Annotated in this window: 11 protein-coding genes; 3 read left to right on the plus strand and 8 right to left on the minus strand. The window is 71.2% G+C overall.

Features of this window, described 5'->3' with window-relative positions; translation table 11 throughout:
• Positions 1-46: 46 nt before the first annotated feature.
• From B1A86_RS11480 to trxA, 3 genes are all read left to right on the plus strand, one after another.
• A complete protein-coding gene (locus tag B1A86_RS11480) occupies positions 47-2,221 on the plus strand; it encodes a hypothetical protein (RefSeq protein ID WP_078025343.1) in 2,175 nt (724 codons plus the stop codon).
• A 148-nt stretch (positions 2,222-2,369) separates the two neighbouring features.
• The gene (gene trxB / locus B1A86_RS11485) at positions 2,370-3,371 is read left to right on the plus strand and encodes a thioredoxin-disulfide reductase (RefSeq protein WP_078025342.1); all 1,002 of its coding nucleotides are present in this window, start codon (positions 2,370-2,372) and stop codon (positions 3,369-3,371) included.
• 31 nt (positions 3,372-3,402) lie between these two features.
• Positions 3,403-3,792, plus strand: coding sequence for a thioredoxin (trxA, locus tag B1A86_RS11490; protein WP_323662986.1), 390 nt, complete (start codon positions 3,403-3,405; stop codon positions 3,790-3,792).
• Positions 3,793-3,909: 117 nt separating this feature from the next.
• Here the strand turns inward: trxA and B1A86_RS11495 are convergent, their stop codons facing one another.
• The 8 genes from B1A86_RS11495 to rpmH all read right to left on the minus strand — a co-directional run bounded on the left by B1A86_RS11495 (position 3,910) and on the right by rpmH (position 12,051).
• Positions 3,910-5,283 (minus strand): ParB/RepB/Spo0J family partition protein, encoded by a 1,374-nt coding sequence (locus B1A86_RS11495; protein WP_078025341.1) that lies wholly within the window; start codon positions 5,281-5,283, stop codon positions 3,910-3,912.
• Between the two features lie 2,506 nt (positions 5,284-7,789).
• Entirely contained in the window at positions 7,790-8,734 is a 945-nt protein-coding gene (locus B1A86_RS11500) for a ParA family protein (RefSeq protein WP_078025340.1), read from the minus strand.
• Between the two features lie 74 nt (positions 8,735-8,808).
• A complete protein-coding gene (gene rsmG, locus B1A86_RS11505; RefSeq protein WP_078025339.1) occupies positions 8,809-9,534 on the minus strand; it encodes a 16S rRNA (guanine(527)-N(7))-methyltransferase RsmG in 726 nt (241 codons plus the stop codon).
• A complete protein-coding gene (locus B1A86_RS11510; RefSeq protein WP_078025338.1) occupies positions 9,527-10,111 on the minus strand; it encodes a R3H domain-containing nucleic acid-binding protein in 585 nt (194 codons plus the stop codon). The genes rsmG and B1A86_RS11510 overlap by 8 nt, the downstream gene beginning before the upstream one ends.
• 2 nt (positions 10,112-10,113) lie before the next feature.
• Complete coding sequence (gene yidC, locus B1A86_RS11515) at positions 10,114-11,112, minus strand: membrane protein insertase YidC (protein ID WP_078025337.1); 999 nt, start codon at positions 11,110-11,112, stop codon at positions 10,114-10,116.
• 5 nt (positions 11,113-11,117) lie between these two features.
• A complete protein-coding gene (yidD, locus tag B1A86_RS11520; protein WP_020628390.1) occupies positions 11,118-11,486 on the minus strand; it encodes a membrane protein insertion efficiency factor YidD in 369 nt (122 codons plus the stop codon).
• Positions 11,487-11,885: a ribonuclease P protein component gene (gene rnpA / locus B1A86_RS11525; RefSeq protein WP_078025336.1), complete on the minus strand. Its 399-nt coding sequence runs from the start codon at positions 11,883-11,885 to the stop codon at positions 11,487-11,489. It abuts the gene before it with no gap.
• A 28-nt stretch (positions 11,886-11,913) separates the two neighbouring features.
• The gene (gene rpmH / locus B1A86_RS11530; protein WP_002856443.1) at positions 11,914-12,051 is read right to left on the minus strand and encodes a 50S ribosomal protein L34; all 138 of its coding nucleotides are present in this window, start codon (positions 12,049-12,051) and stop codon (positions 11,914-11,916) included.
• Positions 12,052-12,393: the final 342 nt, after the last annotated feature.

A 12,393-nucleotide genomic window follows, 5' to 3' on the forward strand; every position in this document is an offset into this window, starting at 1 on the left:
CGCCACGTATCATCGGATTCCGACCCCGTCGTCAGGAGAAGAGCCCGTGCCCCAGCCCATCGCCGTCGGCGCCGTCCTGGGCGGCCGCTATCGCATCACCCAGCACGTGGTGACGTCCGCGGACCAGGACATGGTGTTCCTGGGCACGGACCAGGTGCTCAACCGCCGCGTCACCGTGCTCGTGGCCTCACGTGAGAACGCCACGCAGGTGGCCTCGTCCGCGCGGGAGCTGGCCACGGGCGAGCGCACCGACGACGTGCAGGTGCTCGACCTGGGCCTGTCGGAGGGCCGCACGTACCTGATCGCCGGCGGGGACCCCGACCCGGACGTCCTGCTGGGTCTGGCGTACCCGCAGGAGCTGTACGTGGAGCCGTTCCAGACGGACAGCCTCGGCTCCGAGCTGTTCGGCGAGTCGCGGACCGGAGACCCCCACGCCTACGACGACGACGAGGCGTACTACACCGACCTCGACCGCCGGCTCCGCGCGGACGAGGACGAGGCCCAGCGTCGTCCCGGGTTCCTGAACCGCCTCTCCGAGCGCCTCGCCGAGCGGGTCCGTCCCTCCGACGGCACCGCGGCGAAGGCGGCCGCCGGGGCGTCGGCCCTGGCCGCGGCGGACGCCGCCACCCGGAAGCAGCAGGAGGAGCGCGAGCGGGCGGAGCGGGAGGCCGCCGAGCGCGCCGAGCGGGAGCGCAAGGAGGCCGCCGAGCGCGCCGAGCGGGAGCGCAAGGAGGCCGCCGAGCGCGCAGAACGCGAGCGCAAGGAGGCCGAGGAGAAGGCCCGCGCCGAACGGGAGGCCGCGGAGCGGGCCGAGCGGGAGCGCAAGGAAGCCGCCGAACGCGCAGAACGCGAACGTCGGGAGGCGGAGGAGCGTGCCGAGGAGGAGCGCCGCGCCGAGGCCGAGCGCGCCCGTCGCCAGGCGGAGCAGGAGGCTGAGGAGCGGGCCGCGCGCGAGCGGGAGGCCGAGCAGGCCCGGCTGGCCGCGGAGCGGGAGGAGGCCGAGCGCCGCGAGCTCGAGCGCCGGGCCGAGGCCCGCCGTCGTGCCGAGGAGGAGCGGGCCCGGGAGGCCGCGGAGCGCGAGGCTGAGAAGCGCGCGGCCCAGGAACGCGAGGCCGCGGAGCGCGAGGCCCAGGCGGGCACCGCCGCACTCCCGGCCGTCGCGGCGGGGGCCGCCGCCGCGCAGGCCCCGGATGCCGATGCCGACGGGGCCACGCCGCCCACCGAGCCCGTCGAGTCCGTGGCGGCCGAGAAGACCGACCCGCCGGAGCCGGTCGCCCCGGACACCGAGGCGATCCCCGTGCGGCGCCAGCGCCCCGTCCCCCGCCGAGCGATCGTGGCCGAGTCCGCGCCGACCGCCCACGAGGAGTCCCGCGGCACGGCGGCGCCGGTGGCTGCCGGGGCCGGGGTCGCAACGGCAGCAGGCGCGGCGGCTGCCGGTTCGACGGCCGCCGCCGCGGCTCCGGATGCCCAGGCCGCCCCGGCCACCACCGGGGGCGGCGACGGCGCCACGGTGGCCGACCCGGGCGACGGCCACGGCCGCACGCGCGGCGGCGGTCCGCTGGCCCTGCTCCTCGTGCTCGGCCTGCTGGCCGCACTCGTCGTGGGCGGGGTGCTGCTGGCCCAGAACCTGCGCGGCGGGCCGGCGCCGCAGGCCGCGTCGTCCGAGTCTGAGTCTGCGTCGTCCGAGTCCGCATCGGACACCCCGTCGCCGTCGGAGAGCACCAGCCCCTCCCCCACCCCGTCCAGCGAGAGCGCCGCGGCCGCCCCGCAGCCCGTCCAGGCCCTGCGCTCGGTGCCGGACCTGCCGGAGCACGAGGCCGAGCACGACGCGGACCTGAGCAACCTCATCGACGGCGACCCCACCACCGTGTGGCGCACCTTCGCCTACGCACGGCCGAACTTCGGCGGCTATGTGGAGAGCATGAACCTCGTGGTCCAGCTCGAGGAGCGCACCGAGGTGAACGAGGTGACCCTGCAGAGCACGGGGGCCACCGGTGGCGCCTGGTTCGCCTACATCGCCGACTCCCCCGAGGGCGCGAACGCCAAGGAGATCGGCAACGGCACCTTCGACCAGGACACCGTCTCCATCCCCGTGCCGTTCGAGGGCACCGAGGCCGAGGCCGAGTACGTGATCGTCAGCCTCACCTCGCTGCCCCAGCTGGAGGGCACGACGTCGGACCTCCCGTTCGGCCTGCGCCTCGGCGAGATCGCCGTCCGCTGACCCCGCGCCCGGGCGACGGCGCGCCGGACCTTCCGGCCGCCGTCGCCGGACGTCGTCGCACCGCGGCCCCGGCACCGCGGAATACCCGCCCGTGGCTCCGCCGTTGTCCTGGAGGAGCGTCCACCACCCCGATCCACTGGAGGAACCCGTGGCCCCCACCGCCCAGGACCAGAGCGTCCACAACGTCGTGATCGTCGGATCCGGCCCCGCCGGATACACCGCGGCGATCTACACCGCCCGCGCCGAGCTCTCCCCGGTCCTGGTGGCCGGGGCGGTGACCGCGGGCGGCGAGCTGATGAACACCACCGAGGTGGAGAACTTCCCGGGCTTCCCGGAGGGTGTGCAGGGGCCCGAGCTGATGGCGAACCTCGAGGCCCAGGCCCGCCGGTTCAACACGGAGGTGGTCTACGACGACGTCGTGCAGGCCGACCTGACGTCGAACCCCAAGGTGCTCACGCTCGGCGACGGCACCCAGCTGCGCACCCACGCGGTCATCCTCACGACCGGCTCCGCCTACCGGAAGCTCGGCGTTCCCGGCGAGGAGCGCCTCTCCGGCCACGGCGTCAGCTGGTGCGCCACGTGCGACGGCTTCTTCTTCCGCGAGCAGGAGATCGCGGTCGTGGGCGGCGGCGACTCCGCCATGGAGGAGGCCCTGTTCCTCACGAAGTTCGCGTCCAAGGTGACCGTGCTGGTCCGCAAGGACGAGCTGCGCGCCTCCAAGGTGATGGCCCACCGGGCCATGGAGAACGAGAAGATCGAGTTCCGCTGGAACACCGAGGTCACGGAGGTGACGGGTGACGACAAGGTCAACACCCTCCGCCTGCGGGACACCCGCACCGGCGAGGCGTCCACGCTGGACGTGACCGGCCTGTTCGTCGCCATCGGCCAGGACCCGCGCACGGACCTGGTGCAGGGCCAGGTGGAGCTCACGGAGCACGGCACGATCCGCATCGACCATCCGTCCTCGCGGACCTCCCAGCCGGGCGTCTTCGCCGCCGGCGACGTCACGGACCACACCTACCGCCAGGCCGTCACCGCCGCCGGCTCGGGCTGCGTGGCCGCCCAGGACGTGGAGCACTACCTCGCGACCGTGGCCGATGTGGAGGAGGCCGCGCCGGCCGGCCCGGAGTCGGACGCGAACCCGGCATGAGCCACTGACTCATGACCCCTGACGGAGCGTCATGAATCATGTCGATAACACCCCTGTCCACCCTCGTCAGACACAGAACAAACCCCAGGAGGCTGCCATGAGCACCATCACCGTCACCGACGCCGACTTCGACCAGAAGGTCCTCCAGTCCGAGCTGCCCGTCCTCGTGGACTTCTGGGCCGAGTGGTGCGGCCCGTGCCGCATGCTCGGACCCGTCCTGGAGGACATGGCCGTGGAGCACGAGGGCAAGGCCGTGATCGCCAAGCTCAACGTGGACGAGAACCCGGCCATCGCCGCGCGTTACGGCGTCACCTCCATCCCGCTCGTCGTGGGCTTCCAGAACGGCGAGAAGGTCGCCGAGTCCGTGGGCGCCAAGCCCAAGGCCGCGCTGGAGAAGGAGTTCTCGGCCCTGCTCGGCTGAGCCCCTCCCCCACTCACCACGACGGCCCCGTCACCCCAGAGGGTGACGGGGCCGTCGTGCGTTGATCTTCAGGACCAGCGGCGGGTGCCCGTGGACGCCGTCCGCGGGAACTCCGGATCAGGACTTCTTGCCCTTCCCCTTGCCGTCCTGACCGCCCTGGATGAGGTCCATGATGCGGTTCAGGTCCTCCACGGTGGTGAAGTCGATGGCGATGCGGCCCTTGCGCGCGCCGAGGGTGATCTTCACGGCGGTGTCCAGGCGGCTGGTGAGCGCGGTGGCGTAGTGGTCCAGGCGCTCGTGGCGGGCGTCGTCCGTGCTGCGCCGCGGCGTGCGGCCCGGCCGGAGCCCGCCCTGCAGCTGCGCGACCGCCTCCTCCGTGGACCGGACGGACAAGCCCTCCGACTGGATCCGCTGCGCCAGACGCTCCATGTCCGACGGGTCCGTGAGACCGAGCAGCGCACGCGCATGGCCGGCCGAGAGCGTGCCGGCGGCCACGCGGCGCTGCACGAGGGGCGGCAGCTTGAGCAGCCGCAGCGTGTTGGAGATCTGCGGACGAGAGCGGCCGATGCGCTGGGACAGTTCCTCCTGCGTGCAGGCGAAGTCCTCCATGAGCTGCTGGTAGGCGGCGGCCTCTTCGAGCGGGTTCAGCTGGGAGCGGTGCAGGTTCTCCAGCAGAGCATCCCGCAGGAGGTCCTGGTCCGGGGTCTGGCGGACGATCGCCGGGATGGTGTCCAGGCCGGCCTTCTGGGTGGCGCGCCACCGGCGCTCTCCCATGATCAGCTCATGGGGGGTGGGGCCGTCCACCTCGCGCACGACGATCGGCTGCAGGATGCCGACCTCGCGGATCGAGGTGACCAGTTCCGCCATGTGGTCCTCGTCGAACACCTCACGCGGCTGCCGCGGGTTGGGGTGGATGTCCCCCACCGGGATCTCCCGCAGGACCGCGATGTCCGCGGACACGGTCCCCTCGGTCGCGGCGGACTCAACGCTCGAGTCCCCCGGTTCCTTCCTCGACGACGTCGCGGAGGTGGCACGCTTGCTGGGCGCCTTCACCGTCGGCATGGCCGGACGCCCCTTGGTCGGCCGCGCCGCGGGTGCATCCTCGGACTCTGCGGAGAAGAACACGTCGACGGGACGCTGCGCGGGTCGCGAGGCACGCTTCGACGAGGTGGGCCCTGCCTTCGTGGCGGACGTGGCGTTCCTGCCAGTCGCAGCCGTTGATTTCCCGGCCTGTGTCGTTCGGCCCGCGGTCTTCCGCTGCGAGGCCGACGGGGCGGGCTCGTTGGACCCCCCTGGCGTCTCGGTCGTCGCGGTGCTCCGCGTCGATGTCGTGGTGGCCTCCGCTGCCGCGGCAGCCTTCGGGCCGCTCTTCACCGGCACCGCAGAGTCCTTCGGGGAGGTGGCCTCGGCGTTCTCTTCCGGGGCTTCTACAGTGCTCTGGATCAGGGCGCCGAGGCCTCGCCCCAGGCCTCCTCGACGGCTCGTCTTCAACGGGTCCTCCTGCAGTGAGTGGGTCTGGGATCAGTGTAGGTGAGCGGCCTGGTCTCGATGGTCCCGGGCGGCGGGAAGACACTTCTCAAGGTGCTCTGGCCCTGACCGCCGGGGGGCGCGCGAGGGCCTGACACGTGCAAGGGGCGCGGCGAGGTTCGGGCCTCGGTTCTGGGGTGAGACGTCCGTATTGGGCCCGGACGGCAGGATGTGGGCGCGCGGACAGCACCTGCCGCGAGCGTGAGTGTTTCACGTGGAACACTCATAGTGGGGGCGCTTCGGAAGGGTGCCGCTGCAATCCTCAAGACCTCCTCGTGTTCCCTCTCGAAGTTCACTCGTTTCACATGAAACGCGAGCCCGCGTCGACGAGCGGACGGTATCAGAATCACGGCTGTTCAGTTTGTTTTTCATGTACTCCCGGGCCGATCAGCCCTCCGTGCGGACGGTACTCAGATCGCTGGCTACCCGCATGATGATGTGCTTCATCGGACGCGCAATGGCGGACCAGCAGCGAAGCACTCGTCCCACTTCCCCGCGGTGTGATGTGAACACTCGAATCGCCGAACGGATGAGCTCGGCCTGCTCGTCGCTTCGCCGTCAGTGCTTCCTCACACCCGCGCAGCTCACGAATTGAACGCTGCTTCACCATCCGCGTTTCACGTGAAACACGGACGAGTCTGTCATCCAAGTACGACATGAGTTCGGGTGGGCCACGTGCTCGCTCACCCGCAAGTCAGCGCCACATTCCTGCGCCATTCTCAGTCAGCTCGCTCCCGGCACGGATCGTGTGCTCCCTGGATTGCCCGAGGTGGTGACCTCGCGGCACGGCCCTTTGTCCCGGAGCTCGTTTCACGTGAAACGTATCGTTCGAAGATTCGACCGCGCGCGCATCCATGGAAGCTCGCCCACCAGCGGGTCGCACTCCGAGACCGGCGTGCGCAGGGTCCTCTATATCTTGAGAGGTTCAGACTTGCCGCGTCGCTGATGGTACTGGCTCGATCTAGTGAGCCCCAATCACCGGTCGTTCAGTTTCACGTGAAACGGCTGGGAGGGAACGCCGGGTCGCGGGTCGCATGTCGGGGCAGCGAGCATCCACTTCCGCCGTTGACAGTACTGCTCGATGTGGTCGCCGATGTCACGGGCGGCAGTACAGTGACGCGGCCGGCGCTCCACCCCACCCACTGACTCCATCCGTCCTGTCAGCTGAGGCCGCCCATCAAAGTTTCAGGACCGCCTCGTGGGGAAACTGGGTCTTCAATGCCTCCATCCGCGGACAGCTGCGGTCAGGGATCGACGCTAGGTGAGCGCGGAACCACCGTGTTTCACGTGAAACCCCCGGCGACCGGCCGATTACTCGACGCCCTGGTTCCCACGTCGCTGCAAGCGACAGAACCACACGGCCCGCCCCATCCCGCACGGAGCCGCCGCGGGCTCCCCGGGGGGCCTCCACCGAAGTCACCATTCACACGCCGTCCCCGTGCCCAGCCGTCAGACGCTACAGGAGACTGAGCAGGGCTCATCAACACCGCAGAGGCATCTACGGCCGCACACCTTAGACGTCCCCTGTCCACAGATGTTGTCCACATATCAACATCGACGTTCGCTGGTGACCACGTCAAGACGCCTGTTGGCCAGTTCAACCACTTGTCTCTGTATACATTGGGGGCACACGACCGCTCTTCCTCACCGGAGGCTCTCTTTCTCCGCACACAGGAATGCACAGCAGAACTGTCCTGCAGGCGCCGCCAATCGGCCCCTCCAACTCAGACGAATCACAGCAGACCCCCTCGCCGCTGACGTCTCCTCTCGCACACGCTGACTGACAGACCGGCCGCGCACCCCCGCGACGGCAGGCTGACTCGTGCTCCGCTCTGGCCCCCGATTTCCTGCACGTCACCGACGGCGAGGAGGTCTGACATGGGGGAGGGGGCACCCAGCCACGGCACCCGGCCTGCTCGACGGCTGCATTCTCGGGGCTGCCACGAGCCCGCCTGGGGGGCAGGGACGGGCCATGCCCTGCACGTCCGCACCCGCAGGCCAGGACGTTCCCCACAAACCGCGCAGCTCCCGAGGCGCACCTCAACGCACGGTGCGCCGCCGGCCGGCCATCACAGCCGCGGTCCCGCCCCAGGGCGAAACCGTCCTCCCCGTGACTTCGTGCGTCGTCGCCCCCGGCTGCCCCCCCTGGCGACAGATGCGCCCCGCCCACAACGGAGCGGCAGAGGGCTCGGCCCAGGGGAGGAGAGGGGAGCGGGACAGACGGGAGCGGTCCACTACGGGCACCCCTCCCCATCGTCCCGCCGCGGCGGCACCACGCTCGCACCCTCAGAGAAGGTCGTTTCACGTGAAACACGAACTTCCGATATGCCCAGCGTTTCCGCTTGTCTTTTCACCCCCCATCTTCCGGGCCACGCTCACTCACGACGAAGCCCGCCGGGGATCGCTCCCTCCGGCGGGCTTCGTCGTCAGCAGCGCCATCCGGCGACCACAGCAGCGGACCGCCTGCGCGTCAGCCCTTCACGGACGGGGCACCGCGGCCCGCGATCTCCGCGGCCGCCTCCCGGTACGCCACGGCGCCGGCCGAGGCCGGGTCGTAGGTCAGCACCGTCTGCTGATAGCTGGGGGCCTCGGAGATGCGGACGTTGCGGGGGATCGCGGTGTTCAGCAGCTGCTCCGGGAAGTGCGTCCGGACCTCCTCCGCCACCTGCACGGCGAGGTTGGTCCGCGCATCGAACATCGTCAGCAGGATGGTGCTCACCTGGAGACGCGGGTTCAGGTGCTTCTGGATCATCTGCACGTTCTTGAGCAGCTGGGAGAGGCCCTCGAGGGCGTAGTACTCGGCCTGGATCGGGATGAGCACCTCCTGGGCCGCCACGAACGCGTTGACCGTCAGCAGGCCCAGGGACGGCGGGCAGTCGATGAACACGTAGTCCAGCCGCTCCTGGCCGTCCTCCGCGCGCCAGGCGGTGTACGCCTCGAGCGCCCGCGACAGTCGCTGTTCGCGGGCCACCAGCGAGACCAGCTCGATCTCGGCACCGGCCAGGTCGATCGTCGCGGGCACCACCTGCAGGCCGTCCACGTCCGGGGCGTCCTGCACGACGTCCTGGATCTCCATCTCGCCCAGGAGCACGTCGTACACGGAGGCCACGTCTCCGGTGTGGGGGATGTTCAGCGCGGTGGACGCATTGCCCTGCGGGTCGATGTCCACCACCATCACCCGCATGCCCGCGCGGGCGAGGGCCGCGGCCAGGTTGACCGTCGTCGTCGTCTTGCCGACGCCGCCCTTCTGGTTGGACGTCGTGAACACGCGGGTGCGGTCGGGGCGCGTCAGACGGCGACGCTGGAGCCGCGCGGGCTCCTCGGCGTCGGCGCCGCCCTTCTCGGCGGTCCGGCCGGTCCACTTCTGGCGCAGGGCCCTCCAGGCCCCACCCCGGCTCTCCTGCTCCTGCGCCATGCGGCTCTACCTCCTGGGTCGCGGGTGTGCGGATCTGCTGCCGCCCGGCCCGTCCCGTCCCGGTGGGGGAGGGGTCAGCGGGGACGCGCGCTGACGCGCACGACGGTGGTGGTCTCGGGCAGCAGGCCCTCGCCCACCGTGAGGATCTCGGGCTCGGCACCACCATACTTGCGCAGGACCTTGCGGGCGGCGGCGATCTCGTCGGCCGCGGAGCGGCCCTTGATGGCCAGCAGCTCCCCGGCGCCCTGCAGCATCGGCATGGTCAGCGGCACGAGGGTCTTCAGCGCGGACACGGCGCGGGCGGCCACGACGTCGACGTCGAGGTTCCCGGAGACCTGCTCGGCGCGGCCGCGGATCACGTCCACGTTCTCCAGGCCGAGGTCGGCGACCACCATGTCCAGCCACTCCACGCGCCGCTCGAGCGGCTCGATGAGCAGGAACTGGCAGTCGGGGCGCGCGAGCGCGAGGCACAGGCCGGGCAGGCCCGCGCCGGAGCCGACGTCGGCCACGAGCGCGCCCTGCGGGAGGAGCTCCTCGACCACGGCGCAGTTCAGGACGTGGCGCTCCCAGAGACGGGGTGCCTCGCGCGGGCCGATCAGGCCCCACTCGATGCCGGTGTCCGCCAGGTGGGCCACGTATGCCTCGGCCCGGGGGAGGGCCTCGCCGAACAGCTCGACGGCGGCCGGCCGCAGCGCGTCGGTCAGCGGCGGCGCCGGCTGCCCCACGGGCGCGGGGCGGTCGCCCCGGTCCTGCGGATCCAGCCCGGGGCGCCGCTCGTAGGCCGAGCCCCGCTCAGTCATCGGCGGAGATGACCACGTGGCGGCGGGCGCCCTCGCCCTCCGACTCCGAGGTCAGGCCGGCGTCCGCGACGACGTCGTGGACGATCTTGCGCTCGTACGCGCCCATGGGCTCGAGGTGCACGGGACCCTCGCCGACGCGGACGCGCTCGACGGCCGCCTGGGCGGCGGTGCGCAGGGCGACGTTTCGGCGCTCCCGGTGCCCGCAGACGTCCAGGATCAGCCGGGAGCGGTGCCCCGTGGCGGCGAGCACGGCCAGCCGGACGAGCTCCTGCAGGGCCTCCAGGGTGCGGCCGTCGGGGCCGACGAGGCCGTCCAGGCGCTCGTCGTGGTCCTCGGAGACGACGGACACGTACGTGCGCCCGTCGCGGACCTCGATGTCGATGTCCCCGTCCAGGTCCGCGATGTCGAGCAGCTCCTCGACGTAGTCCGCGGCGACGTCGCCCTCCTCCTCGAGGCGGCGCACCGCCTCCGAGACGGCGGCACCGTCCTGCTCCGCGACGCGAGAGCCCTGGCCCGCGGGGGTCTCGACGACGGCGTCCTCGGCCTCGGGGGCCGGGGTCACGTTCTCGGCGGACATGCTCACTTCCTCCTGCGGTTCTTGCGCTGGGGCTGGACGCGCTGACCCGACTGGCGGACGACCTCACCGTTCAGCACGGCACCGCCGCCGGCGGCCTGGGTGTGGGCGGAGGAGGGCTCCGCCTTGGAGTCGGTGACCTTCTGGCCGACCGGGGGCAGGCCCTTGGCGGCGCGGCGCTCGTTGAGCTCCTTCTCGGCGAGGGAGCCCGGGGTGGGGTTGTTGCGGATGATCCACCACTGCTGGCCGACGGCCCAGAAGTTGGAGTAGGTCCAGTACAGGAGCACGCCGATGGGGAAGTTGATGCCGCCGATGCCGAAGATCAGGGGCATGGCGTAGAGCATGATCTGCTGCGTCTGCATCATGGGCCCGGAGAGGGCCTGCTGCGTCATGTTCTTCGTCATGAGCATCTTCTGCATGTAGAACATCGAGCCCGACATCAGCACGATCAGCACGATCGCCGTGATGATCACGGGCGCGCTGCCCGGATCGCCGAAGGAGTTCAGGAAGGTGTCCGACATGCGGGCGCCGAAGATCGTGGAGCCCTCGAAGGAGCGGATCTGGTCCGCGGACAGGGCGTCCATGGACTCGCCGCGCTCGGACGCGCCGCGCGCGCCGATCAGCACCTGGTACAGGGCGAAGAAGAACGGCATCTGGATCAGCAGGGGCAGGCAGGCGGCGAACGGGTTCGCCTTGTGCTCCTTCATGAGCGCCTGCTGCTCCATGGCCATGGCCTGGCGGGAGAGCTGGTCCTTCTTGCCCTTGTACTTGGCCTGCAGCTTCTGCAGCTCGGGCTGGATAGCCTGCATGGCGCGCTGCGCCTTGATCTGCTTGACGAACAGCGGGATCAGCAGGGTGCGGATGAGCACCACCAGCAGGAGGATGGACAGCGCCCACGTCCAGCCGGAGTCGGCGGGCATGCCCGCGAACTCCAGCACGGTGTGGAACGCCCCGAGCAGCCAGGACATGAGCCAGCGGAACGGGGCGAGGATGGCTTCGAACATGGGGGTCAATCCTCCTGCGGGAGATCAGGTGGGATGGGAGGGTGGTTCAGGGTGAGGATCCGCGGCTGCCGGCCCGGCGGCCAGCGCCGGTGGCCGGGCGGGACCGGGTCCACGCCGCCGTCGTTCCAGGGGTGGCACCGGCCGATGCGCCGCGCGGCGAGCCACGACCCCTTCACCGCGCCGTGCACGTGCACGGCCTCCAGCCCGTAGGCGGAGCAGCTGGGGAAGAATCGGCACACGGGTCCGTACAGCGGGGAGACCACGGCCCGATAGACCGTGAGCAGGCCGGCCAGCAGGGCGGACGGCAGCGCGCGCAGCGGCCCCCACTCACGGGAGGGCTCGAGCACGACGAAGGGCGAGGGCGTGACGGTCATCTACGCGTGCTCCGAGGCGGCGGGCAGGTGCGGCTTCAGGGCCTTGCCGAGCGCGCCGACGGTCTCGCGGCGCAGCAGTGCGAAGTCTGCCTCTGCGGCGGCCGGCAGCGCGCGGACCTGCACCAGCACGGGCAGCTCCCGCAGCGGGGCGGTGCGCATCTGATCCGCGACGACGGCGCGCAGCCGCCGCCTCACCCGGTTGCGGGTCACCGCGTTCCCCACAGCTTTGGACACGACGAACCCGGCCCGCGGCCGAGGGGCGCTCGGCGGCGTGGACCGGGTCTGGTCGGGGTCCGTGGCGACGCTCACCACGACGGTGCGCCGACCCGCGCGGGTGCCGGTGCGACCGAGGTGACGGAACTCCGCGGGCGTGCGGACGCGACGGTCACGGGGCAGCACGGGGCGCGCCGTCCCTGGACCGACGTCCTCAGGCGGACAGCTCGGCGCGGTTCTTGCCGCGGCGAGCGGACAGGATGGCGCGGCCGGCGCGGGTGCGCATGCGGGCACGGAAGCCGTGCTTGCGGGCACGACGGCGGTTGTTGGGCTGGAACGTGCGCTTGGTCACTGTGATCTCTCCACGACGTGTTGTGTGCCTTCGACCGTCGACCTGAGCAGGTGGACCAGGGAGAAGGACCGGTGAGGCTCTGACATGAAATCCCCGGCGGGCACGATCAACCGACACCCGGGGGACCAGACGACTCTAGTGGCCGGGGTGCGCGGGGGTCAAACGGGTGCGCGCGGAGCCCGGACGCGCACGGGCGCCCGGGACGGTCGTCCACAGGATGATAGGGGTTGTCGAGCGTCTGTGCACAACCCTGTGGACAACCGTTAGACTCCGAGCACCGTCGTCCGTCTCGCGCAGCCGCCCCCGTCCTCGGGGACGTCTGTCCCAGGAAAGGAAGCCTCC

The organism is Micrococcus sp. KBS0714, assembly GCF_002008305.4.
In the GTDB taxonomy this organism is placed as follows: Bacteria; Actinomycetota; Actinomycetes; order Actinomycetales; family Micrococcaceae; genus Micrococcus; species Micrococcus luteus.

Coding starts and splice junctions, on each gene's coding strand:
- trxA (WP_323662986.1), top strand. CDS start 3,403: ATGAATCATGTCGATAACACCCCTGTCCACCCTCGTCAGACACAGAAC.
- B1A86_RS11500 (WP_078025340.1), bottom strand. CDS start 8,734: ATGGCGCAGGAGCAGGAGAGCCGGGGTGGGGCCTGGAGGGCCCTGCGC.
- rsmG (WP_078025339.1), bottom strand. CDS start 9,534: ATGACTGAGCGGGGCTCGGCCTACGAGCGGCGCCCCGGGCTGGATCCG.
- B1A86_RS11510 (WP_078025338.1), bottom strand. CDS start 10,111: ATGTCCGCCGAGAACGTGACCCCGGCCCCCGAGGCCGAGGACGCCGTC.
- yidC (WP_078025337.1), bottom strand. CDS start 11,112: ATGTTCGAAGCCATCCTCGCCCCGTTCCGCTGGCTCATGTCCTGGCTG.
- yidD (WP_020628390.1), bottom strand. CDS start 11,486: ATGACCGTCACGCCCTCGCCCTTCGTCGTGCTCGAGCCCTCCCGTGAG.